The organism is Streptomyces sp. NPDC040410, assembly GCF_055595715.1.
In genome coordinates, this window is sequence record NZ_JBVIVK010000022.1 from 57378 (window position 1) to 80928 (window position 23551).

18 protein-coding genes and 6 pseudogenes are annotated in these 23551 nt (G+C 71.5%); 13 read left to right on the plus strand and 11 right to left on the minus strand.

Features of this window, described 5'->3' with window-relative positions:
- Positions 1-80: 80 nt before the first annotated feature.
- Positions 81-1113: pseudogene (locus tag ACZ562_RS32030) on the minus strand (MBL fold metallo-hydrolase).
- A gap of 91 nt (positions 1114-1204) precedes the next feature.
- Here ACZ562_RS32030 and ACZ562_RS32035 point away from each other — a divergent pair.
- Positions 1205-1813 (plus strand): annotated as a pseudogene (locus ACZ562_RS32035) (aldehyde dehydrogenase family protein); the annotation flags it as partial.
- Between the two features lie 385 nt (positions 1814-2198).
- Here ACZ562_RS32035 and ACZ562_RS32040 read toward each other — a convergent pair.
- Positions 2199-2876 carry a TetR family transcriptional regulator gene (locus ACZ562_RS32040; protein ID WP_471186324.1) on the minus strand — a complete coding sequence of 226 codons (678 nt, stop codon included), beginning with the start codon at positions 2874-2876 and terminating at the stop codon, positions 2199-2201.
- A 210-nt stretch (positions 2877-3086) separates the two neighbouring features.
- On the opposite strand from ACZ562_RS32040, the gene ACZ562_RS32045 reads away from it, so the two are divergent.
- Genes ACZ562_RS32045 through ACZ562_RS32055 form a run of 3 tightly spaced genes read left to right on the plus strand, consistent with a single transcriptional unit; the run spans position 3087 to position 6354 of the window.
- Complete coding sequence (locus ACZ562_RS32045; RefSeq protein ID WP_471186327.1) at positions 3087-4550, plus strand: glycosyltransferase family 4 protein; 1464 nt, start codon at positions 3087-3089, stop codon at positions 4548-4550.
- Positions 4544-5287: a class I SAM-dependent methyltransferase gene (locus tag ACZ562_RS32050; protein ID WP_471186330.1), complete on the plus strand. Its 744-nt coding sequence runs from the start codon at positions 4544-4546 to the stop codon at positions 5285-5287. Before ACZ562_RS32045 ends, ACZ562_RS32050 begins: the two co-directional genes overlap by 7 nt.
- Complete coding sequence (locus tag ACZ562_RS32055) at positions 5284-6354, plus strand: prenyltransferase/squalene oxidase repeat-containing protein (RefSeq protein WP_471186333.1); 1071 nt, start codon at positions 5284-5286, stop codon at positions 6352-6354. Before ACZ562_RS32050 ends, ACZ562_RS32055 begins: the two co-directional genes overlap by 4 nt.
- A 137-nt stretch (positions 6355-6491) precedes the next feature.
- Here the strand turns inward: ACZ562_RS32055 and ACZ562_RS32060 are convergent, their stop codons facing one another.
- The 6 genes and pseudogenes from ACZ562_RS32060 to ACZ562_RS32085 form a co-directional block, all read right to left on the minus strand.
- A complete protein-coding gene (locus tag ACZ562_RS32060; protein ID WP_471186335.1) occupies positions 6492-6785 on the minus strand; it encodes a hypothetical protein in 294 nt (97 codons plus the stop codon).
- 92 nt (positions 6786-6877) lie between these two features.
- Positions 6878-7108: pseudogene (locus ACZ562_RS32065) on the minus strand (LLM class flavin-dependent oxidoreductase); the annotation flags it as partial.
- Positions 7109-8064: 956 nt separating this feature from the next.
- Complete coding sequence (locus ACZ562_RS32070; RefSeq protein ID WP_471186338.1) at positions 8065-8850, minus strand: DUF5336 domain-containing protein; 786 nt, start codon at positions 8848-8850, stop codon at positions 8065-8067.
- A gap of 96 nt (positions 8851-8946) precedes the next feature.
- Entirely contained in the window at positions 8947-9918 is a 972-nt protein-coding gene (locus ACZ562_RS32075) for an N-acetylmuramoyl-L-alanine amidase (RefSeq protein ID WP_471186340.1), read from the minus strand.
- Between the two features lie 46 nt (positions 9919-9964).
- Positions 9965-10615 (minus strand): class I SAM-dependent methyltransferase, encoded by a 651-nt coding sequence (locus tag ACZ562_RS32080; RefSeq protein ID WP_471186343.1) that lies wholly within the window; start codon positions 10613-10615, stop codon positions 9965-9967.
- Positions 10616-10791: 176 nt separating this feature from the next.
- Positions 10792-11172: pseudogene (locus tag ACZ562_RS32085) on the minus strand (carboxypeptidase-like regulatory domain-containing protein); the annotation flags it as partial.
- Between the two features lie 283 nt (positions 11173-11455).
- Here ACZ562_RS32085 and ACZ562_RS32090 point away from each other — a divergent pair.
- The 3 genes and pseudogenes from ACZ562_RS32090 to ACZ562_RS32100 all read left to right on the plus strand — a co-directional run.
- Complete coding sequence (locus tag ACZ562_RS32090; RefSeq protein ID WP_471186346.1) at positions 11456-12313, plus strand: MaoC/PaaZ C-terminal domain-containing protein; 858 nt, start codon at positions 11456-11458, stop codon at positions 12311-12313.
- A gap of 44 nt (positions 12314-12357) precedes the next feature.
- Positions 12358-13326: pseudogene (locus ACZ562_RS32095) on the plus strand (Zn-dependent alcohol dehydrogenase); the annotation flags it as partial.
- Positions 13301-13579, plus strand: a pseudogene (locus ACZ562_RS32100) (short chain dehydrogenase); the annotation flags it as partial. The pseudogenes ACZ562_RS32095 and ACZ562_RS32100, both read left to right, overlap by 26 nt.
- A 321-nt stretch (positions 13580-13900) precedes the next feature.
- On the opposite strand, the gene ACZ562_RS32105 reads toward ACZ562_RS32100, so the two are convergent.
- Positions 13901-15115 (minus strand): hypothetical protein, encoded by a 1215-nt coding sequence (locus ACZ562_RS32105; protein WP_471186348.1) that lies wholly within the window; start codon positions 15113-15115, stop codon positions 13901-13903.
- Positions 15116-15321: 206 nt separating this feature from the next.
- On the opposite strand from ACZ562_RS32105, the gene ACZ562_RS32110 reads away from it, so the two are divergent.
- Genes ACZ562_RS32110 through ACZ562_RS32120 form a run of 3 tightly spaced genes read left to right on the plus strand, consistent with a single transcriptional unit; the run spans position 15322 to position 18602 of the window.
- Positions 15322-16188, plus strand: a complete 867-nt coding sequence (locus ACZ562_RS32110; protein ID WP_471186351.1) for a Nif3-like dinuclear metal center hexameric protein — start codon at positions 15322-15324, stop codon at positions 16186-16188.
- Positions 16185-16928, plus strand: coding sequence for a zinc ribbon domain-containing protein (locus ACZ562_RS32115; protein ID WP_471186426.1), 744 nt, complete (start codon positions 16185-16187; stop codon positions 16926-16928). Before ACZ562_RS32110 ends, ACZ562_RS32115 begins: the two co-directional genes overlap by 4 nt.
- A gap of 12 nt (positions 16929-16940) precedes the next feature.
- Positions 16941-18602: a bifunctional RNase H/acid phosphatase gene (locus ACZ562_RS32120; protein WP_471186354.1), complete on the plus strand. Its 1662-nt coding sequence runs from the start codon at positions 16941-16943 to the stop codon at positions 18600-18602.
- Here ACZ562_RS32120 and eda read toward each other — a convergent pair.
- Together eda and yaaA are read right to left on the minus strand one after the other, a co-directional pair.
- Positions 18574-19224, minus strand: coding sequence for a bifunctional 4-hydroxy-2-oxoglutarate aldolase/2-dehydro-3-deoxy-phosphogluconate aldolase (gene eda, locus ACZ562_RS32125; RefSeq protein WP_471186429.1), 651 nt, complete (start codon positions 19222-19224; stop codon positions 18574-18576). The genes ACZ562_RS32120 and eda overlap by 29 nt on opposite strands.
- A 90-nt stretch (positions 19225-19314) precedes the next feature.
- Entirely contained in the window at positions 19315-20097 is a 783-nt protein-coding gene (gene yaaA / locus ACZ562_RS32130; RefSeq protein ID WP_471186357.1) for a peroxide stress protein YaaA, read from the minus strand.
- 73 nt (positions 20098-20170) lie between these two features.
- Between yaaA and ACZ562_RS32135 the strand changes: the two genes are divergently transcribed.
- The 3 genes from ACZ562_RS32135 to ACZ562_RS32145 all read left to right on the plus strand — a co-directional run bounded on the left by ACZ562_RS32135 (position 20171) and on the right by ACZ562_RS32145 (position 23548).
- Entirely contained in the window at positions 20171-21604 is a 1434-nt protein-coding gene (locus ACZ562_RS32135) for an RNB domain-containing ribonuclease (RefSeq protein ID WP_471186360.1), read from the plus strand.
- Positions 21605-21714: 110 nt separating this feature from the next.
- Positions 21715-22548 carry an AraC family transcriptional regulator gene (locus ACZ562_RS32140; protein WP_471186362.1) on the plus strand — a complete coding sequence of 278 codons (834 nt, stop codon included), beginning with the start codon at positions 21715-21717 and terminating at the stop codon, positions 22546-22548.
- Positions 22549-22567: 19 nt separating this feature from the next.
- A complete protein-coding gene (locus ACZ562_RS32145; protein WP_471186365.1) occupies positions 22568-23548 on the plus strand; it encodes a DMT family transporter in 981 nt (326 codons plus the stop codon).
- Positions 23549-23551: the final 3 nt, after the last annotated feature.

The window sequence follows — 23551 nt, forward strand, 5'->3', positions numbered from 1 at the left end:
AAGTGAACAGTCTGTGATCAGCTGTGCACAATTTGTGACGGGCGATCGAGTGTCGTGCTTGTGTTCGATGTGCATGCGGTCTACACCGCCACGTACGTCACGGGCTCACTCCCCGCCACCGCCTCCGCCCGCCCCAGCTTCACCAGCCGCCGCAGATGGGCCTCGGCCTCCGAGGTGGCGATGTTCCTTGATCCGTACGGGATTTGCTCCCAGGGGCGGTTCCACTCCATCCGCTCGGCGAGCTGCCAGGGGGTGAGGGGCTCGGCCAGGAGGGTCAGCAGGCCGGTGAGGCGTTCCTCGTGGTGGGCGAGCAACTCCCTTACCCGGGCGGGCGCGTCGGTGAAGGCGTGCTGGTGGGCGGGGAGCACCTCGGCCGGGGCGAGACGGCCGACGCGTTCGAGGGAGTCGAGGTAGTCGCCGAGCGGGTCGGTGACGGTCGCGTCGTCGGGGTCCTCGTAGAGGCCGATGTGCGGGGTGATCTCGGGGAGCAGGTGGTCGCCGGAGAACAGGCGGCCGTGGCCCGGGAGTCGGGAGTCGGGAGGGATGCTCCTCCTCCAGGTGGAGGCAGACGTGGCCGGGCGTGTGGCCCGGCGTCCAGATCGCGCGCAGACTGCGGCCGGGGAGGTCGAGGAGTTCGCCGGGGGCGATCGCGCGGTCGGGCAGGGCGGGGGAGAAGCCCGGCAGAGGGCGGCGACGGGGCGTGCGCAGGGGCGCGACATGCTCTTCGGGAGCGCCCGCGGCGGCGATTTTGGCGGCCATGTAGGAGAACCAGCGCTCCGGGCGGGTCTCGCGGGTCCTGCGGACGATCGAGGCGTCCGCCTCGTGCATCGCGACCCATGCCCCGGACGCCTCGCGCACCCGGCCCGACAGGCCGTGGTGGTCGGGGTGGTGGTGGGTGATGACCACCCCGTGGATCTCGCCGGGCGCGGTGCCGCACGCCGCCAGGCCCTCGGCGAGGGTGTCCCAGGACGTCGGGTCGTCCCAGCCGGTGTCGATCAGGACGGGTCCGCGGTCGGTGTCGACGACGTGGACGAGGGTGTGGCCGAGGGGGTTGTCCGGGATGGGGACCTCGGTGGACCGTACGCCTCCGCCGTGGTCGTGGATCTCTGTCATGGGCTCCCCGATCGCCGCGTTCCGGTCACTATAACTAGAACGAGTTTCGATGGGAGCCCGAGTCGACCTTCTCGTGTTCTGGCCGGATTGCTCGGTGGCGGCGGGCAGGCGTGTCATGGAGGTGGCGTCACGGAACCTGACCCGCGTGACCCTGGAGCTGGGCGGTAAGTCGGCGGCCGTGGTGCTGCCGGACGCGGACCTCGAGACCTCCGTCCCCGGCATCGTCTCCGCGGCCTGGATGAACAACGGCCAGGCCTGCGTGGCCCAGACCCGTATCCTCCTGCCGCGCTCCCGCTACGAGGAGTTCGCCGACGCCTTCGCCGCGGCCGCGAGCGCGCTGGTGGTCGGCGACCCGCTGGACGCGGCGACGCAGGTCGGCCCGCTGGTGGCCGGACGGCAGCAGCAGCGGCACCTCGACTACATCCGCATCGGCCAGGAGGAGGGCGCCAAGATCCTTACGGGCGGCGGGCGTCCGCCGGGCCTGGACCGCGGGTGGTACGTCGAACCGACGCTCTTCGGTGACGTGGACAACTCCATGCGGATCGCCCGGGAGGAGATCTTCGGCCCGGTGATCTGCCTCCTCCCGTACGGCGACGAGTCCGAGGCGCTGAAGATCGCGAACGACTCCGACTACGGCCTGAGCGGCAGCGTGTGGACGGCGGACGTCGGGCACGGCATCGAGGTCGCACGCCAGGTGCGTATTGAGCAGGCCGTTCAGCCCGTCGACGGACATCTTGACCTTGACGAGGTACTTCGGTATCGCCGCCGCCCTTTCACGTGTGTCTCAGGAGTCACTTGTCCGCATGGTCACTATTCTTCGCGCATCTCCGTTTAGTGACAGTTCGGCCGAAAAAATTACCCGGCAGGGGGTTCACAGCCTTCCAGAAGTTCTATCCTGGACAGTGGCCTACGGGACGAGTGAGGGAGTTCGACCGGAGTAGCCGACTTTGGCGAGAGGCACCTGCTTCCGCTGGGGCCGACGTCGACGGTCGGGCTGAGAGGCCGGAAAGCAGCAGTCGGGCTGGAAGGCGACCCCCATCACCTGATCCGGACAATACCGGCGAAGGGAACCCGTCTCGTAGGTCCTACTCGTGCCCTTCCGGGTCTGTCAGGTCGATCAGCCGGCACACCGTCTCGATGTCGATCCTCACCTGGGCGATGGAGGCACGGCCCGAGAGCCAGGTGATCAGGGCCGAGTGCCAGGTGTGCTCGATGACACGGACCGCCGACAACTGGTCCGGAGTCGGGTTCTCCAGGCCCATCGCGTCCAGGATGATCATCGTGGTCTGCCGGGAGACCTGGTCGACCTCCGGACTCACGCTGCGGTCCGCGAAGGTCAGGGCCCGGACCATCGCGTCGGCCAGGTGCGGCTCGCGCTGCAGGGCGCGGAAGGCGCGCATCAGGGTCTCCGCCACCCGCTCGGCCGCCGTCTCCCCGGCCGGCGGCTTCTTGCGCAGCGTGCCGTGCATGTGTTCCAGCTGATCCTGCATCGTGGCGACCAGCAGATGGACCTTGGACGGGAAGTACCGGTAGAGCGTGCCGAGGGCCACCTGCGAGGACTCCGCGACCTCGCGCATCTGCACCGCGTCGAAACCGCCCCGGCCGGCCAGCTGGGCGCTGGCGTGCAGGATGCGGCGCCGACGGGCCTCCTGGCGCTCGGTGAGGGGCGCCGGTGGGGGTCCCCCCGCCCGAGCGGGGCCCAGAGTGGGGGACGGTCGCGAGGTTCTGGCTTCCACCTTGACCACCTTGGCTTCCGCAGGCATGGATCCCGTTCCGTGACAGTCGGTGAGGGCGAGTGATCACACAGCATGGCAGGGGGCCCGGGCCGTGGCGTGAATCACCTGATCCACTGCTCCCAGTGCCCCTACCTGCCGGTAGATTCAGAGCCTCTTGAACGATCAAGTCTGAAACTTGTTCTAGATTAGCGTCCCGGCGTAATGTCGCGGGACAGTGCAGGCAGAAGGGGGCCCAGAGTGACCGCTGAGGCCAGTCAGGCGGGGTCTCCCGAGGACCTTGCGGCCGGTGGGGGTCCCTCCCGCTCGAGCGAAGTCGACAGTGGGGGAGAGCGACCGCTCCGCATCGCACTCCTCACGTACAAGGGAAACCCGTTCTGCGGCGGCCAGGGCGTCTACGTCCGGCACCTCTCGCGCGAACTCGCCCGCCTCGGCCACCGGGTGGAGGTCATCGGCTCCCAGCCGTACCCCGTCCTCGACGAGGGCTACGACGGCCTGAGCCTCACCGAACTGCCCAGCCTCGACCTCTACCGCCAGCCGGATCCCTTCCGCACCCCGAAGCGCGACGAGTACCGCGACTGGGTCGACGCGCTGGAGGTCGCGACGATGTGGACCGGCGGCTTCCCCGAGCCGCTGACCTTCTCCCTGCGAGCCCGCCGTCACCTCCGGGCCCGGCGCGGCGACTTCGACGTCGTCCACGACAACCAGACGCTGGGATACGGGCTGCTGGGGGACGTCGGCGCCCCCCTGGTCACCACCATCCACCACCCCATCACCGTGGACCGCCAGTTGGAGCTGGACGCGGCGGAGGGATGGCAGCGCAGGCTCTCCGTACGGCGGTGGTACGCGTTCACCCGCATGCAGAAGCGCGTGGCGCGCCGCCTGCCGTCCGTGCTCACCGTCTCCGGCACCTCACGCCAGGAGATCGTCGACCATCTGGGCGTACGTCAGGACCGCGTCCACGTCGTCCACATCGGCGCCGACACCGACCTCTTCTCGCCCGACCCGGCGGTGCCGCAGGTGCCGGGCCGGATCGTGACGACGTCCAGCGCCGACGTACCGCTCAAGGGCCTGGTCCACCTCGTCGAGGCACTCGCCAAGGTCCGCACCGAGCACCCCGACGCCCACCTCGTCGTCGTCGGCAAGCGCCCGGAGGAGGGACCCGTCGCGCAGGCCGTCGAGCGGTACGGCCTGGAGGGCGCCGTCGAGTTCGTGAAGGGCATCTCGGACACCGAACTGGTCGACCTGGTGCGCTCGGCGCAGGCCGCCTGCGTGCCGTCCCTGTACGAGGGCTTCTCGCTGCCGGCCGCCGAGGCCATGGCGACCGGGACACCGCTGGTCGCCACGACCGGCGGGGCGATCCCGGAGGTCGCGGGCCGGGACGGGGAGACGTGCCTCGCGGTACCGCCGGGGGACTCCGGGGCGCTCGCGGCGGGACTGAGCCGGCTGCTGGGCGACCCCGAACTGCGGGCACGGCTCGGCGCGGCCGGACGGGAGCGCGTGCTGGAGCGCTTCACCTGGGCGCGAGCCGCCGAGGGCACGGTGTCCCGGTACCGCGAGGCCATCGCCCGCTCCGCGGACACCACGACCGGCCGCTCCGCGGCCACAGGGACGAGCGGCCACCTCCAGGCGACCACACCCGTGCAAGTGACCGTCGATCGAGTGACCGTCGATTCCAACCGCGAAAGCAGGGCCACGTGCTGACCGTCGACTTCTCCCGGTTCCCGCTCGCGCCGGGCGACCGCGTCCTGGACCTCGGCTGCGGTGCCGGGCGGCACGCGTTCGAGTGCTACCGGCGCGGCGCCCAGGTCGTGGCCCTGGACCAGAACGGCGAGGAGATCCGCGAGGTCGCGAAGTGGTTCGCGGCGATGAAGGAGGCGGGCGAGGCCCCGGCCGGCGCGACCGCGACCGCCATGGAGGGCGACGCCCTCGCGCTGCCCTTCCCCGACGAGTCCTTCGACGTCGTCATCATCTCCGAGGTCATGGAGCACATCCCGGACGACAAGGGTGTGCTCGCCGAGATGGTCCGGGTCCTCAAGCCCGGTGGCCGCATCGCCGTCACCGTCCCGCGCTACGGCCCGGAGAAGGTCTGCTGGGCGCTGTCCGACGCCTACCACGAGGTCGAGGGCGGCCACATCCGCATCTACAAGGCGGACGAACTGCTCGCGAAGATGCGCGAGTCGGGACTCAAGCCGTACGGCACGCACCACGCGCACGCGCTCCACTCGCCGTACTGGTGGCTGAAGTGCGCGTTCGGCGTCGACAACGACAAGGCGCTGCCGGTGCGCGCCTACCACAAGCTTCTGGTCTGGGACATCATGAAGAAGCCGCTGGCCACCCGGGTCGCCGAGCAGGCGCTGAACCCGCTGATCGGCAAGAGCTTCGTGGCGTACGCGACCAAGCCCCACCTCCCGGCGCTCTCCGAGGCGGCCGCCAAGTGACGACCCCCCGGACAGAACACCTCGTCCTGCCCGGGGTCCTCACCGCCGAGCAGGCTGCCGCGACCGTCCGCGGCATTCTCGCCGTACAGCGGGAGGACGGGGCGATCCCGTGGTTCCGGGGCCATCACCTCGACCCGTGGGACCACACCGAGGCGGCGATGGCGCTGGACGCGGCGGGCGAGCACGAGGCCGCCCAGCGGGCCTACGACTGGCTGGCCCGGCACCAGAACGCGGACGGCTCCTGGTACGCGGCGTACGCGGACGGGGACTTCGAGGAGGTCACCGACCGCGGCCGGGAGACGAACTTCGTCGCCTACATAGCCGTGGGCGTCTGGCACCACTACCTGTCGACCGGCGACGACACCTTCCTGGACCGCATGTGGCCGGCCGTCTACGCGGCGACCGAGTTCGTGCTCGGCCTCCAGCAGCCCGGCGGCCAGATCGGCTGGCGGCGCGACGACGACGGGACGGACACCGCGGACGCCCTGCTGACCGGTTCCTCCTCGGTCCACCACGCGCTGCGCTGCGCACTCGCCATCGCCGAACAGCGTGAAGAACCGCAGCCCGACTGGGAGTTGGCGGCGGGCGCGCTCCGGCACGCCATCCGCCGGCACCCCGAACGGTTCCTCGACAAGGACCGCTACTCGATGGACTGGTACTACCCGGTCCTCGGCGGCGCGTTGACGGGCGCGGAGGCCAAGTCCCGTATCGAGGAGGGCTGGGAGCGCTTCGTCGTCCCCGGGCTCGGCGTGCGCTGTGTCGTGCCCAACCCGTGGGTGACCGGCGGCGAGTCGGCCGAACTCGCCCTGGCCCTGTGGGCGATGGGCGAATCCGACCGCGCCCTGGACGTCCTCCAGTCGATCCGGCACCTGCGCGACACGGAGACCGGCCTGTACTGGACGGGTTACGTATTCGAGGACGAGGCGATCTGGCCCCGGGAGCTGACCTCCTGGACGGCGGGCTCCCTCCTCCTCGCCGTCGCCGCGCTGGGCGGCCACGAGGCGACCTGCGCGGTGTTCGGCGGCGATCGCCTGCCGGCGGGGCTGGACCCCGACTGCTGCGCCTGAGCGCCCCAGAGGGGCGCGGGGCCGGGTCACGATGCGGCTCGGCCGCGTGGGCGCGACCAGGCACCTACGACGGCCCGCACTCGCAAACCGGCAGTGCGACCCGAGCTCCCAGGCGCCTGCGGCTCACCGCGGAGCGCTCAGTGCCGGTGGACCCGGTTCGCGATCGCGTGTCCCACGAACAGGTACACGACCGCGGCGAGCCCGTAACCGGCCACGACCCGGGCCCACGCCTCGTCGAACGTGAACAGGTCGTGCGACCAGCCCGCGAGCCAGCGTGCCGCGTCGTGGATGAACTGCACGAAGTCGTTCGCTCGGTTCGCGTCCAGCAGGTACATCAGGATCCACAGGCCCAGTATCAGGGCCATGATGTCGGCGACGACGGCGATGACCGTGCCCGCCTGATTGGCGCCGTTGCGATAATGAGGGGACATGTCCCTCGGGTTGCCGCCGGAGCCCGGACGAAACCCTGACGGGTTCCCTGGCCGTGTTTCTTTTTCAACCCGGGTTTCCTTCTGCCGTCGTTGTGCCGGTTGCTCATGTGTTGAGCTCGGCGAGCACACGCAGGGTGTGCCGGTCCGGGGCTGATCCTCGAGGTCTGCGCGGCGATCCAGGTGAGCGGCGTGAAGGCGTCGGATCCCCACGACTCCGCGGTCCACACGGAGTCGTAGCCGAGCCGCTCGGCCTCCCGCGCGAGCGGCACATGGCCGGGGGAGGGGCCACGGCCCCAGTAGCCGAGGGCGAGGCCGAGTCGCATGGCGACCTCCTGGTTCTGACGGTTAGTCAGCTGAGAAACTGTAAGTTGCGACTGTGCGACAATGGCCCCCCACCCGGAAGGGCGAGGGGCCATGAACGGCTTTCGAGGGCAAGCTCAGCGGCACTGTTCCAGGTGGAGGGCCCCATACCGTGCTGCTCGAGGCCAGCTACCAAGTGCCCGGCGCGTTCCGGGTTCCGAAGGATTACGCGTAGCCATAATTAGACTTAACGCAACCGTAGTTCACGCCATCTTTCCTCAAGCAGAGCTTGATGTATACGATAGTGCCCTCAGCTACGTTGTCTGAGTTAGTCAAACAGTTACCGGAGCCTCCGGCGAAGGCGGACTTGATGAAGTCATCAGAAGAGCGCTCGTAAAGACCAGCCCACGCCCCGTAGCCGTCCTTCTTGCCGTCGCAGGCAGTCAACTGATCGCCGTATGACTTGAAGTTTGCGGCAGCGATCGGGGCCCCCATGGTTGGGCTGATAGTGACGGAAGTGTCGCCTGTCACGGCACTTGCCGACTGCGGGAAGGTGAGCCCGGCCCCTATGAATAGAGCTATTGAAGTTACGGCGGTTGCAATCGTTCTCGACCTAATCACAGTTCCCCCGATTGGTCAATCGTTTAGTATAAACACTCTGCTGCGCGCTTAATTCTGGACCGGCCAAGCGAGAACTTCAATGGATTAGGTGTGTGATTTTCCCCACTTGAAGAGTGGGGCAATTTCCCACATATGGGTTGTTTATTCTTCATGGCCTTCCTGTATTGTCGCGAATGCTGGCGGGTAGTGCCAATCTGCTCCCTTTTGTTAAAAACTTCCAGCAATTTCAACTAGGCAGCTCCTGTGCACGGCCTTCTGTAACGCATTAGTCGGTAATCGCTGGTCATTGGGTTTCAAGTATGGCAACGGCCCCCCGGCCTGGAAGGCCGAGAGGCCGTGAACGTCATCGCGGGCGGGCTCAGCCGCGCTGGATCCCCGACGTGTCCTGCAGTACGCCGCGACGGCCGTCCTGGGTCTGGGCGACGAGCACCGCGCCGCGCTGCTCGACGGCCAGGTACCAGGTGCCCGGCGCGAGTTCGGCGATCGGCGTCTGCGAACCGTCCTCCGCGAACAGGTGGCGCGGCGCCGGCACGGCGAACCAGAACGGCGAGAACTCGGGCGCGGGCGGCTGCGCGGCCTGCTGCGTCTGTCCACCGTAGGCCTGTCCGCCCTGGGAGGGCTGACCGCCGTACGGCTGGCCCGGCTGCCCGGACTGCGGGGCACCCGGGTAGCCGTAACCGCCCTGGGGCTGGGCGCCGTAGGACTGGGGGGCGACAGGGCGGGGGGCCGGGATGAGGGCGGCATTCAGAGCGGGGACCAGAGGCGCGGCGATCGCGCCGGCAGCGAGGACCAGCGCGGCGATGAGACCGAGGATGAGGCCAGTGCCCGCGCCCTCCGCGTCGATTGTCCACCACAGCAGCGACCAACCGGTCGTGACTGTCATGGCGACGCCGACCGTGCCCATGTCCAGGCCCGCGATCTTGCGCGGCTGGGGGAGGAGGCGGGCCACCACGATGAGCGCGGCGCCGACCACGCCAGCCATGTACGTGCCGAGCCCGAGGCCGAGGCTCAGGTCCCATGCATTCGGAACGTCGCCGCAGAAGCTGCCTTCGCAGTCGGCTACGTTGAGGAACGACGCGATGAACAGCAACACCGCTGCTCCGATCACCACGCCGTCGCCTCGAGTGAGAGAGCGGATATTCACTTCAGGTCCTTCGTCAGTCGTCTCGTCGTCGGCAACGCTGGACGACCTTATCGTCCGCGCGATCACGCTGTCCGCTCGGGATCAGCGCAAGAGGATCTACCGGCGCAGGAAACTCACGATTCCCTCAGAGATCCCCTGCGCCGCCTTCTGCCGCCAGGCACCGCTGGTCAGCAGTGCCGCGTCCTTGCTATCGCGCATGTTGCCGCACTCGATGAACACCTTAGGAACCGTTGACAGATTGAGACCGCCCAGGTCCTCACGTGTGACGAGACCGGTACCTTCGCCGACGTAGTTGGAGGGCGCGCTGCCGGTGACCCGGACGAAGTTGCCCGCGACGCGCTCGCCGAGGTCGCGGGAGGAGGCGACGATCGCGCGGGTGTCGGCGGCGCCCTCGTCCACCGAGCCCGGCAGGATCACATGGAAACCGCGGTTGCCGGAGGCCGAGCCGTCCGCGTGGACGGACACCACGGCATCCGCGCGCGCCTCGTTGCCGATCCGCGCCCGCTCGTCCACGCAGGGCCCGTACGCCCGGTCGCCGTCCTGGGTCAGCTTCACGGTGGCGCCCTGCCGCTGAAGGAGCGTGCGCATCCGGTGGGCGACGTCGAGTGTGAACTTCGCCTCGGTGTAACCGGCGTTGGTGGAGGTGCCGGTGGTGTCGCATTCCTTCCAGTTGGTCCCGATGTTCACCTTGCGGTTGATATCGGAGGCATGCTGGAAGTTGCCGGAATTGTGGCCCGGGTCGATGACGACGACCTTGCCCTTGAGTGGGCCGGAGGCGGCGGGCGCGGATGTTCTCGAAGTGGGCGTGGGCGTGGGCGCGGGCGTCGGCTTCGAGGCCGAGGACGCGCTCGGCTGCTCGCCGTCGTCGGTGGGCGGGACGAACGTGCTCGCCGAAGTGCGGGGCGCCCCGACGCTCTTGTCCGATCCCCCGCCCGATCCGCCCATCGCCTCGTACACCACCCACCCGAGCAACGCCCCCGGCACGAGCGCGGCAAGGGCGACTGTCACCGGACCGCGCCGGGGACGGCGGGGCCGGGGTGGATCGAAGTCCGGGCCTAGGTACGACACGTCAGCCACCCTAGCGGCCCGTCCTGCCGTCGCCGGCGGGGCGCTCTCAGGTCCCCGCCCCCGTCCGCCGCAGCACCCGCAGCGAGCCGGTGACCGAGATCTCCGTGAACGCGCCGGACTCCAGCGCCCGGAGGTACACGCGGTACGGGGCCTGGCCGGTGAACTCGTCCACCGGGTCCGGGAAGACGTCGTGGATGACGAGGAGGCCGCCCTCCGCGATGTGCGGTGCCCAGCCCTCGTAGTCGGCGGTGGCGTGTTCGTCGGTGTGGCCGCCGTCGACGAAGACGAGGCCGAGAGGGGTGGCCCAGACCTTCGCCACCTGCGGTGAGCGACCGACCAGCGCCACCACGTGCTCCTCCAGGCCCGCCTTGTGGAGGGTGCGGCGGAAGGTGGGCAGGGTGTCCATCAGGCCGGAGTCGGTGTCCACCGTCTCGGGGTCGTGGTAGTCCCAGCCGGGCTGCTGCTCCTCGCTGCCGCGATGGTGGTCGACGGTGAGCGCGGTGACGCCGGCCTCGCGGGCCGCGTCGGCGAGCAGGATGGTGGAGCGTCCGCAGTACGTGCCGACCTCGAGGAGCGGCAGCCCGAGCCGGCCGGCCTCCAGCGCGGCCGCGTACAGCGCGAGCCCCTCGTCCACGGGCATGAACCCCTTCGCGGCCTCGAAAGCGGCCAGGATCTCCGGCTTGGGTGCCGCAGGCATGGGGGTCCCTTTCGGTCGTACGTGCGGGCAGCTGCCGTACGACGTCCATCGCACCGTACGAGCCCGTGGGCGCCCCATGCTGCCGCACCCCCCGTCGGCGAGCGACAGGGGGTGCGGAAAGCGGATGGAGCGCTTTGGGCGGTGACCGTCATGCCCGGCAGCGGCAGGTCCACGTCGACCGTGAGGTCGTCGCGCGCGTGGGTCGCCGAGGAGGCGAGCGGGCCGTGCCCTGCGGCCTTCGCGGCCAGGGCGTACGGGCCCTCGGACGGGACGGTGAGCGCGTAGCTGCCGTCCTGTGCGGAGAGGGTGGCGCCCGCCTGGCGGCCGCGGCGGTCGATCAGGGTGACCTGGGCGCGGGTGACGGGGGTGCCGTCGGCGTCCAGGACACGGCCGCGGAAGCCGCGGAGCGTCTCCTCGGCGCGGGCCAGGCCGGCGTCCTCCTCGCTGCTCGCGCGCAGCTGCGGTGCGCGGTTCGGCTTCGGCAGGAACAGCGCCATCAGCAGGCCGATCGACACCGCGCCCGTCGCGATCAGGAAGGAGACGCGGAAGCCGTGCATGGTCGGGATCGCGACGCCGTTCACCGCACGGCGGGACGGGCCGTGGTGCGCAGGACCCGGGTGGCGCTGCTGGGTGCGGTGTCCAGCAGCTCCGGCAGGTCCTTGATCACCACTGTTCTGACACTCCGTCAGGAGTCTTCACAAGTCCGCAGTGCTGGGCTATACAGGGTGCGCCGGACTGGAACGCGTTCTAGATCGGCTCGTGGCGACCTCGGTGCGGCCGACGGTGCGGACGGTCGCACCGAGGTCTCTTCCGCCAGCTACCGTCGTGATCAGGAGCCTCATGCCCATCGACGCAGCCAAGGCCCTCGCCGCCGAGCCCCGCTCCGGCGAGATCTCCTGGACCGCCAAGGACGTCCTGCTCTACCACCTCGGCATCGGGGCAGGCCTGCCCGCCACCGACCCCGACGAGCTGCGCTACACCCTGGAGTCCCGGCTGCACGTCCTGCCGAGCTTCGCCACCGTCGCGGGCTCAGGCTCCCCCGGGGTGATCAGCGGACTGTCCATGCCCGGCGTCGAAGTCGACCTGGCGCGCGTCCTGCACGGCGGCCAGAGCCTGCGGATCCACCGCCCGATCCCGGCGCAGGGCACGGCCACCGCGACCTCACACATCGCCGCCGTGTACGACAAGGGCAAGGCGGCCGTCCTCGTCATGCGCACCGAGGTCACCGGCGACGAGGGCCCGCTGTGGACCAACGACGCCCAGATCTTCTTGAGGGGAGAAGGCGGCTGGGGCGGCGACCGCGGCCCCTCCGCCCGCCTCGAACCGCCCGTCGGCGAGCCCGACCGGGTCGTCGAGCGCCCGATCCGGGAGGACCAGGCCCTGCTCTACCGCCTCTCCGGCGACTGGAACCCGCTGCACGCGGACCCGGAGTTCGCCAAGGTCGCCGGGTTCGACCGGCCCATCCTGCACGGACTGTGCACCTACGGGACGACCCTGAAGGCCGTCGTCGACACGCTGCTCGGCGGGGACGTGACCCGGGTGCGCGCGTACGACGCGCGCTTCGCCGGGGTCGTGTATCCGGGGGAGACCCTGCGGATCCGCATGTGGCGCGGGGACGGCACCGTCCGGGTCGCCGTGAGCGTCATCGAGCGGGACGACGCGCCCGTCCTCGCCGACACCGTCGTCGAACACTCCTGAGAACGCCCTTCCTGAGACCGCCGACCGCTGAGGGGAGCCGCACCATGCGCGCAGCCGTACTGCACGAGACCGGCCAGGACAAGCTGGAGGTCCTCGACGACGTCGAGGCGGTGGGCTTCGGGCCCGGACGGGTGCGGATCCGGGTGCGGGCCACCGGGCTGTGCCACTCGGACCTGTCCGCGATGGGCGGGGTGCTGCCGCAGCCGGCGCCGTTCGTGCCGGGGCACGAGGGCGCGGGCGAGATCCTCGAAGTCGGCGAAGGCGTCAGTCACCTGAAGCCCGGCGACCGGGTCGTGGTCTGCTGGCTGCCCGCCTGCGGGGCGTGTCCCGCCTGCAAGCGGGGCCAGACCGAACTGTGCCTGGCGGGGTTCATGAACGCCGGCACCCCCAACTTCGAGCGCCCCGGCGGGGACGTCTTCGGCTTCGCCGGCACCGGCACCTTCGCCGAGGAGGTCGTCGTCGACGCGGGCTGCGCGGTGCCCATCCCCGGCGACGTGCCCTTCGACATCGCGGCCCTCATCGGCTGCGGCGTGACCACCGGACTCGGCGCCGCCCTCAACACCGCGGACGTGAAGGCAGGTTCGTCGGTCGCCGTCATCGGCTGCGGCGGTGTGGGCATCTCCGCCGTCCAGGGGGCGCGGCTGAAGGGGGCCGCCGAGATCGTCGCCGTCGACCCGGTCGCCTCGCGCCGGGACTCCGCTCGCAAGTTCGGTGCCACGAAAGCCGTGTCGCCGGAGGAGCTGCCCGCCGCCAAGCAGCAGATCACCGCCGGCGAGGGCTTCGACTACGTCTTCGAGGTCGTCGGCCGCTCCGCCACCGCCCGCGCGGCGTACGAGAACACCCGCCGCGGCGGCACCCTGGTCGTCGTCGGCGCCGGCGCCATGGACGACTTCCTGCGGCTCAGCATGTTCGAGCTGTTCTTCGACGAGAAGCGGATCCTGCCGTCCCTGTACGGCGGCGGCGACGTCCTGAGCTCCTACGAGCGGACCATCGCCCTGTCTCGACCCGCTCGCGCCCGAACATGTCGCCCCGCTCGTCGGCTACTTGGCCTCGCCCGCCGCCGGGCGCGTCAACGGCCAGCTGCTCGTCGTGCACGGCGGCATGGTGGCGGTCGTCGAACGGCCGCGCGTCCAGGCGAGGTTCGACAGCAAGCAGGAAACCTTCACCTACGACGAACTGGACGCCCTGCTCACCCCGCACTACGCCGACCGTCCCCGGGGGGAGACGTTCGGAGCGCTGGAGGTGCTGGGACTCAGGCGCGGGTAGGAGCCGCGGGCGGGAAAAGGGAAGGGGGCCCGCGCGTCGGCTGACACGCGGGCCCCCTTCATACGTACCGTCAGGCAGCTGCCTCGGCTTTCTCGGCCGGCTTGCGGTGACGGCCGCGAGGGGCCGTCTCACCGTCGTGGACCGAGCGCGGACCCCGGTGCCGGCCGTGGCCGGCGTTCTCCTGGGCCTCTGCGGACCGCGGCTGCATGGTACTTGTGTTGCTCATCGGAAGGATTCACCCCGTCAACATGATCTTTTTACAGCCGGGTGAGTCTAACGAACCCGCCTCGGGGTGAATCCAGGCGGCCACGCCGACCGGCACTACTTCGTTACAAGTCGCCCAAGGGGCGCCTCCTGCAACGGCACAGGACGCGGCGCGCCAGACCCCGGCGGACCCGGATCCGACGGCCCGCCCGGAGCCGGGGCCGAAGCCGTGCCGTCGCGGAGCGGAACGTTCAAGCCCGCGTTCTCCGCGTTCTCCGCGCCCTCTGCGTTCCCCGCGCTCCGTGGCTTCGCCAGGGGCACGGCCAGCCGCGCCACACCGCACGGCACCTCGGCCGTGGAATGCGGCAGGTGCAGCACGCCGTCCGTGGTCCACATCCCGGCCCCGGCCAACCACCCCTCGGGCGCCGGAAGATGGTGGACCTCGCGCTCGGCGGGCCGCCACACCGCCACCCAGCAGCCGACCGGACCGTCGACGCGCAACGCCACCGCGCAGTACTCCGGCGTCAGCACCTGCCCCGGCTGGATCGCGAAGGGTGTCATCGCACAGTCCGGCACCTTCAGGTACTGCGGGAAGCGCACCGGCAGCGTGCTGCCCAGGACGCCCCAGCCCAGCCGGTCCCGGCCCGGCGAGGGCGCGTCCGAACGGATCAGCAGCAGCCCGCTGTCGGGGTCGGCGAGCAGCAGCCGGTCGTCGCTGTCCGCGGTGATCTGCAGCAGAGGGGACACCTCGCCACCCCGCTCCAGGTCCACCACGACCGACTTGGTCCGGCCGCCGGCCTCCCGGTCCAGGGCCAGCATCCGTCCCGTACGGTCCAGCCACACCCCGCCCGAGCAGCGGCCGGGGATCTCGGCCAGGTGCTCGGGCCCGAAATCGCCGCCCGCCACCCGCCACACGGCGCTGGAACGCGGGCCCACGGTGAGGGCGTACGCCTTCTCGCCGCACGGGGCCGGCGGCAACAGCCGCAGCCGGGTGCCGGCCTCCGGGCAGTCGACCGCGCCCAGCGGCAGCTCGCCCGTCCCCGGCCCGGCCGGGTAGAGCAGCGAGAACATGTGCCGTCCGGCGGCCGTCCGGTGGATCAGCACGCGTCCGTCGCCCATCGGCTGGACCTCGGTGGCGGGTTCCTCCGGCTGGTTGGCGGGCAGGGGCACGGCGTACGGCTCGGGGCCGTCCAGGGTCCAGCGCTCCGCGAACCAGGAGTCGCCGGCCGGCGCGAGGCGGGCCGCGTAGGCACCGTCCGCCGTGATGGAGCACCCTGCCCACGCGGCCTCTTCCCCGTGGTCCGCAACAGACTCGATCTCACAGGCCGTCATCGTCTGGTCACCTCCGGTAACGAAGGTAGTTTTCGTACGCACAGACGCAGACCGGCGAGCGGCCACTTCACACATAAGGATGGCCCAGGAACGATTCGCCTGAGAAAACGTGGGCGAATGTGCTGGACGGGGCCGGGCGCGATCCCCGGCCGATTCCGCCACCGGCACCGGTTCAGCGGCCGAGAACGGCCAGGTAGCCTTGCCCCGTGCCCCGTCTGTCTGAAGTCATCGCCGCGCTGGAGAACCTGTGGCCCGCCGAGCGGGCCGAGTCCTGGGACGCGGTCGGCACCGTAGTGGGCGACCCCGGCCAGGAGGTCTCCCGGGTCCTGTTCGCCGTGGACCCGGTGCAGGAGATCGTCGACGAGGCGGTGAAGCTGGGCGCCGGCCTGCTGGTCACCCATCACCCGCTCTATCTGCGCGGTACGACGACGGTCGCGGCCTCCACCTTCAAGGGCCGCGTGGTGCACACCCTCATCAAGAACGACATCGCGCTGCACGTCGCCCACACCAATGCCGACACGGCCGACCCGGGCGTCAGCGACGCGCTCGCCGGGGCCCTGGACCTGCGTGTCGTACGGCCCCTGGTGCCCGACGGCACCGACCCCGAGGGCCGCCGGGGCCTCGGCCGCATCTGCGAACTCGACCACCCGCTGACACTGCGCGAGTTCGCCGCCCGCGCCGCCGAGCGGCTGCCCGCCACCGCACAGGGCATCCGTGTGGCCGGCGACCCCGAGGCGCTCGTCCGCACGGCCGCCGTCAGCGGCGGCTCCGGCGACAGCCTCTTCGACCACGTACGCGCGGCCGGCGTCGACGTCTTCCTCACCGCGGACCTGCGCCACCACCCGGCGTCAGAGTTCATGGCGGGCCGCGCCCACCGTCCTCTCGCGCTGCTCGACGCGGCGCACTGGGCCACCGAATGGCCCTGGTGCGAGCTGGCCGCCGCCCAGCTCGACGAGATCTCCGACCGGAACGGGTGGGGCCTTCGCGTCCATGTCTCGAAGACGGTCACCGACCCCTGGACCGCCCACGCGGCGTCCAACACGACCTCTAGCGCAATGGGAGCCCCCAACTGAACGCCGCGCCCGCCGACCAGATCCGACTCCTCGACGTCCAGGCCCTCGACGTCCGCCTGCAGCAGCTGGCGCACAAGCGGAAGTCCCTGCCCGAGCACGCCGAGATCGAGACGCTGACCAAGGACCTCACCCAGCTGCGCGACCTGCTCGTGGCCGCGCAGACCGAGGAGAGCGACACCGCCCGCGAGCAGACCAAGGCCGAGCAGGACGTGGACCAGGTGCGCCAGCGCGCCGCCCGCGACCAGCAGCGCCTGGACTCCGGCGCGGTCACCTCCCCCAAGGACCTGGAGAACCTCCAGCGCGAGATCGCCTCCCTCGCCAAGCGCCAGGGCGACCTCGAGGACATCGTTCTGGAGGTCATGGAGCGCCGCGAGTCCGTGCAGGAGCGGGTCGCCGAACTCACCGAGCGGGTCGGCTCCGTCCAGTCGAAGATCGACGACGCCACGGCCCGCCGGGACGCGGCGTTCGAGGAGATCGACGGCGAGGCGGCGTCGGTCACGAAGGAGCGCGAGGTGATCGCGGGCGCGATCCCCGAGGATCTGCTGAAGCTCTACGACAAGCTGCGCGGACAGCAGGGCGGTATCGGTGCGGCCAAGCTGTACCAGCGCACCTGCCAGGGCTGCCGCCAGGAACTGGCGATCACCGACATCAACGACATCCGCGCGGCCGCGCCCGACACGGTCGTACGCTGCGAGAACTGCCGCCGCATTCTGGTGCGGACCTCCGAGTCCGGTCTGTAAGGGGCTCACGGCGTGCGGGAGTTCATCGTCGAGGCCGACGGCGGGTCGCGGGGCAACCCGGGACCCGCGGGCTACGGAGCTGTGGTGCTCGACGCGGCGACGGGGGAGACCCTCGTCGAGGCGGCGGAGTACATCGGGATCGCCACGAACAACGTGGCCGAGTACCGGGGCCTGCTGGCCGGCCTGCGCGCCGCCCGTGAGCTGGATCCTTCCGCCAAGGTCCACGTCCGCATGGACTCCAAGCTCGTCATCGAGCAGATGTCGGGCCGCTGGAAGATCAAACATCCCGGCATGAAGCCCCTGGCGACGGAGGCGAGCCGGGTGTATCCGCCGACGCAGGTGACGTACGAGTGGATCCCCCGCGAGCAGAACAAACACGCGGACCGCTTGGCCAACGAGGCGATGGACGCGGGCAAGCGGGGGGAGCAGTGGTCGGCGGCGACGTCCACGGCCGAACTGGACGCGGCGGCCGCGAAGTCCGCCGCGAGGGCCGCCGTGTCCGCGCCTCCCGAGCCGGCCGGGCCGCCCGGAGACGCGGCCGCGGGCGCGGCACGGGCGCGCGCGGCGCTGGCCGACGGCCGGGGCACGGCGGCCGGGCCGGGGCCCGCGGCGCCGCCGGAGGCCGCTCCCGCTGCGAGGCCTGTGGCCGAGCCGGATGCGGCCCCTTCTCCAGGGCTGGCGGCTGAGCCGGACGTGGCTTCCCGTGGGGGGCTGGCGACCGAGTCGGACGTGGCTTCCCCTGCGGCGCCTGTGGCTGAGCTGGCTTCCCGTGGGGGGCTGGTGGCTGAGTCGGACGCGGCTTCCCGTGGGGGGCTGGTGGCTGAGTCGGACGCGGCTTCCCCTGCGGGGCCTGTGGCCGCGCCGGACACGGCTTCCTCTGCGAGGCTGGTGGCTGAGTCGGACGTGGCTTCCCCTGCGGGGCCTGCCGGTTCGGTGGCCGGCCCTCCTTCCGCCGCCACTGCCGGCAAGGCCGCCAAGACCGAGGCGGATGTGCGGGCCGCGCGGGCCGTGGCCGCGCCCAGTGCCGGCTGGGCTCCGGCGGATCTCGGGGCGCCAGCCACCTTCGTACTGCTCCGGCACGGTGAGACCCCGCTGACGCCACAGAAGCGGTTCTCCGGCAGCGGCGGCACCGACCCCTCCCTCTCCGACGTCGGAAGGGAACAGGCCGAGCGGGTCGCGGCGGCGCTCGCCCGGCGCGGCACCATCCAGGCCATCGTCTCCTCGCCGCTCGCCCGGACCCGGGAGACCGCAGGGGCGGTCGCCGCCCGGCTCGGCCTCGACGTGAGCATCGACGACGGCCTGCGCGAGACCGACTTCGGTGCCTGGGAGGGGCTCACCTTCGGGGAGGTGCGCGAGCGCCACGCGGACGACCTGAACGCCTGGCTGGCCGACCCGGACGCCGAACCGACCGGCGGCGGCGAGAGCTTCGCGGCGACCGCCACCCGCATCGCCGCCACCCGCGACAAGCTGGTCGCGGCCTACGCGGGCCGCACGGTTCTGCTCGTCTCGCACGTCACCCCCATCAAGACGTTCGTACGGCTCGCCCTCGGAGCCCCGCCCGAGTCCCTGTTCCGCATGGAACTCTCGGCGGCCTCCCTGTCGGCGGTGGCCTACTACGCGGACGGAAACGCGAGCGTCCGGCTCTTCAACGACACGTCACACCTGCGTCCCTGAGCCCCGCCGCGTCCCGGGCCAGCCTCTCGACGCGGGCCCAGTCCCGCGCTGCGATCGCGTCCGCCGGGAGCATCCAGGTCCCGCCCACACAGCCGACGTTGGGGAGCGCCAGGTACTCCGCCGCGTCGGCCGGGCCGATTCCCCCGGTCGGGCAGAACCGCGCCTGAGGGAAAGGCCCGGCGAGCGACTTCAGGTACGCCGTGCCGCCCGCGGCCCGCGCCGGGAAGAACTTCATCTCCCGCACCCCGTGCTCAAGGAGCGCCACGACTTCGGAGGCGGTCGAAACCCCCGGCAGGAAGGGCACGCCGGAGGCCCGCATCGCCTCCAGCAGTACGCCCGTCCAGCCGGGGCTCACGAGAAAGCGCGCTCCCGCCGCCACGGACTCCGACACCTGATCCGGCGTGATCACGGTCCCGGCTCCGACCACCGCCTCCGGGACTCCCGCGGCGATCGCCCGGATCGCGGCCGGCGCCGCTTGCGTCCGCAGGGTCACCTCGATCGCCCGCAGCCCGCCCGCGACCAGGGCCCGGGCGAGCGGTACGGCATCGGCGGCGTCCTCGACCACGACGACGGGCACGACGGGTGCGAGGTCCAGCACGGACCCGGGCAGGGGAGAGGCCATGGCCTCCATCGTGCCCAGCGCGAGCATCATGCGCAAAGACCGTTGCGCATGATGCAATGCGCTGCTGCAATGACCCGCCGCAGTGAACGCTCAGTGGACCTCGTCCACCAGCACATCCAGCGTCCACGCCTTCCCCGCCCCGGCCGGAGCCTCCACCTCCACCACGTACCCGAGGTCCCGCAGCGCCTCCACCAGCTCCGCCGGACCCGAGAGCGCCGCACCCGCCGTCAGCACACTCCGTACGATGCGGCCCTTCGTCGCCTTGTTGAAGTGGCTGACGACCTTCCGCGTCGGCGCGTGCAGCACCCGCACGCTCGCCGTCCGCCCGGCGACCTCGCCCTTCGGCTTCCACGCGGCCGCGTACGCGGCGGACCGCAGGTCCAGCACCAGCCCGTCCCCGGCCGCCTCGGGCAGCGCCGCGGCCATCGCCGTACGCCAGTACGCGCCCAGCGCGCCCAGACCGGGCAGCTTCACGCCCATCGAGCAGCGGTAGGAGGGAATCCGGTCGGTGACACGGACCACCCCCCACAGCCCCGAGAAGACGAGCAGCGACCGGGCTGCCCGCCGCTTCGCGGCCGCGTCCAGCGTCGCCAGGCCGAGTGCGTCGTACAGCACCCCGGTGTAGATCTCCCCGGCCGGCCGCGCCCCGGCCGTGCGCAGCTCCGCGTTCTTCGCGACCTCGCCCCGCAGCCCCTCGCTCAGCCCGAGCACCTCGCGCGCCTTGTCCTCGTCACCGGCGCACAGCTCGACCAGCTCGTCCAGCACGGAACCGCGGGCCCCTTCGAGCGCCGGCAGCGACAGCGACTCCAGCTTCAGCGGGGCGCCACGACCGGAGGACGCCTTGCCTTCGGAGGGCGGCAGCAGGACAAGCACGGATTCTCCTTCTCTAGGACTCCGCGACAGCGTACGGCGTGCCACGGGCCCGCCCCGGTCCTACGCTCGACACATGCCCCGCCGCCACATCCGCGTGACCGGCGCCCCCGAAGCCCCCCTCCGGGCCGCCCTCACCACGCTGCGTGCCGAACTCGGTGTGCCCGAGAGCTTTCCGGCCGACGTCCTCGCCGAGGCGGAGCAGGCCGCCAGGGCACCCGCCCTCCCCTCCGAGGACGCCACCGGCATCCCCTTCTTCACCATCGACCCGCCCGGCTCCACCGACCTCGACCAGGCGATGCACCTGTCCCGGCAGGGCACCGGCTACCGGGTGCGGTACGCCATCGCCGACGTCGCCGCCTTCGTGGTACCCGGCGGACCGCTGGACGTGGAGGCCCACCGGCGGGTGACCACCCTCTACTTCCCGGACGAGAGGATCCCGCTGCACCCACCCGTGCTGAGCGAGGGCGCCGCGAGCCTGCTCCCGGACCAGGTCCGCCCGGCCGCCCTGTGGACGCTCGACCTCGACACGGAGGGCCGTACACTCGCCGTCGACGTCCGCCGGGCCCTCGTCCGCAGCCGGGCCGGGCTCGACTACGCGGGCGTACAGAAGCAGATCGACGACGGCACGGCGGAGGAACCGCTCGCGCTTCTGAAAACCATCGGGCAGTTGCGGGAGCGGCTGGAGGTCGAGCGGGGAGGCGTCTCGCTGAACGTGCCCGAGCAGGAGATCGCCGAACGGGATCACGCGTACGAGCCGGCGTTCCGCGCCCCGCACCCCGCCGACGGCTGGAACGCCCAGATCTCCCTGCTCACCGGGATGGCGGCTGCCGACCTGATGCTCGCGAACGGCACCGGAGTGCTCCGTACCCTCCCCGCCGCTCCGGACGGCGCGGTCGGCCGCCTCCGCCGCACGGCCCTCGCCCTGCACATCGACTGGCCGCACCACGTCTCGTACGCCGAACTCGTCCGCTCCCTCGACCCGCACCGCCCGCGGCACGCGGCCTTCCTCCAGGAGTGCACGACGCTGCTGCGCGGCGCCGGCTACACGGTCTTCCGGGACGGCAAGCTGCCCGAGATCACCACGCACTCCGCCGTCGCCGCCCCCTACACCCACTGCACGGCCCCGCTGCGCCGCCTCGCCGACCGGTACGCCACCGAGCTCTGCCTCGCCGCCGCACCCGGTCGGCCCCCGCCCGACTGGGTGCTCTCCGCGCTCGACGCACTGCCGAAGCAGATGGCCGAGGGCAGCCGGCGCGCGGGAGCCGTCGAGCGCACCTGCGTGGACATCGTCGAGGCCGCGCTGTTGCAGGACCGGGTCGGCGAGGTCTTCGACGGGTGGGTGGTGGAAGTCGAGGAGCGTCAACCGTCCGTCGGAACCGTGCAGTTGGAGTCCCCCGCGGTCATCGGCCGGATCGAGGGCGACCGCCTCCCGCTGGGGGAGCGGCTGCGAGTCCGGCTCACCCAGGCCGACCCGGCAGCGGCGAAGGTGAGCTTCGCGCCTGCGTGATCGCCGGCGCGGCCCGTCGCCGACCTGCTCGCTCAGCGACGGCGGACTTTGACGGCGGACTTTATCGGGGCCTCCCGACGTTGCACCCGTAGAACGACAGGAGGGTGCGGGTGAGCGCACGGGAACAGGCCCTGTGGACCAGGGCACGGCTGGGCCGCGGCGGGCCCCCGCTGGACCTGCTCACCGCCCGCTTCGACAAGCACGTCTACGCCCCGCACGCGCATGACGAGTTCACCATCGGCGTCTGCGTCGGCGGCTGCGAGTTCATCGACTACCGCGGCGGCCACATCCACACCGGCCCCGGCTCCATCGTCGTCCTGGCCCCCGGCGAGATGCACACCGGCGGCCCCGGCAACGACACCGACGGCTACGCCTACCGCGCCCTGTACGCCGAGCCGTCCCTCCTCACCGACGGCACCCAGGGCAGCGGCCTCCCGCACTTCCGCGAGCCCCTGCTCGACGACGGCGAACTCGCCGCCGCCCTCCGCCTCACCCACACCGAACTCAGCGCCTGCCCCGACCCCCTGGAGGCCGAGTCCCGCCTCCCGTGGCTGCTCACGGCACTGGCCCGCCGCCACTCGACGGCTCGCCCGACGACGGACGCGATCCCCGGCGCCGACCACATAGCCCACACGGTCCGCGACCGCCTCGCCGACGAACTCCTCTCCCCACCCTCCCTGTCCGCCCTCGCCACCGACCTGGGCCTGTCCCGCTACCAGCTCCTCCGCGCGTTCCGCACGACGATGGGGGTGCCGCCGTACGCCTGGCTGGCCCAGTACCGGGTCAACCGCGCCCGCGGCCTGCTGGACTGCGGCCTGCGCCCGGCGGAGGTGGCAGCCCTGGTGGGCTTCGCGGACCAGGCACACCTCACCCGCTGGTTCCGTCGCGTACTGGGGGTCACCCCGGCGGCATACCGCAACAGCGTTCAAGACGGCAGGGGCTGACCCGTCCGAGACTCGCCGTATGACTGCACGCGGCTGGTTCCTGTTCTCCCTGGTGGGAGTGGTCTGGGGCATCCCCTACCTGTTGATCAAGGTGGCGGTGGACGCCTCCCTGTCCCCGTCCATGGTGGTGTTCACGCGCTGCGCCCTGGGCGCCGTGCTCCTGCTCCCCTTCGCCCTGCGCCAGGGCGGCCTGCCCCGAACGGTACGAACACACTGGCGCCCCATGCTGGCCTTCGCGTGCATAGAGATCATCGGCCCCTGGTACACGCTCACGGACGCCGAACGCCACCTGTCGAGCTCCACGGCAGGTCTCCTCATAGCGGGCGTCCCGATCGTCGGGGTGGCCCTGGCCCGCTTCTTCGGCGACGAGGAGAGGCTGGGGACACGGCGGCTGACGGGCCTGTCCCTGGGCCTGGCCGGCGTGGCGGTGCTGACCGTCCCGCACCTGACGGGCGGCGACGCCCGCTCCCTGGCCGAGGTGCTGCTGACGGTGCTGGGCTACGCGACGGCGCCCCTGATCGCAGCCCGCCACCTGAAGGACGTCCCGTCCCTCCACCTCACGGCCCCATGCCTGGCACTGGCCGCGCTGGTGTACGCCCCCGCGGCGGCAGCGACGTGGCCTGCTGAAATGCCCTCAGCCCCGGTCCTGGCCGCACTGGCGGCCCTGGGCGTCATCTGCACGGCGATCGCTTTCGTGGCCTTCCTGGAACTGATCAAGGAGACGGGCCCGACCCGGGCGACGGTCATCACGTACGTCAACCCGGCGGTGGCGGTGGCGGCGGGAGCGCTGTTCCTGGGCGAGGAGCTGACGCCGGGGATCGCCTTGGCCTTCACCCTGATCCTGGCGGGCTCGGTCCTGGCGACGGCGACCTCGGGACGGGGGCGGGGCGCACGCCCGGGGCCGGGTGAACCCGGGGGAGGCACCGCCGTCCGCATCCGCCATCGTCTGCGCCGCGGACCGGACCCCCGGGCGGACCGAGGCGAGGCGCACGCCCGGTAACAT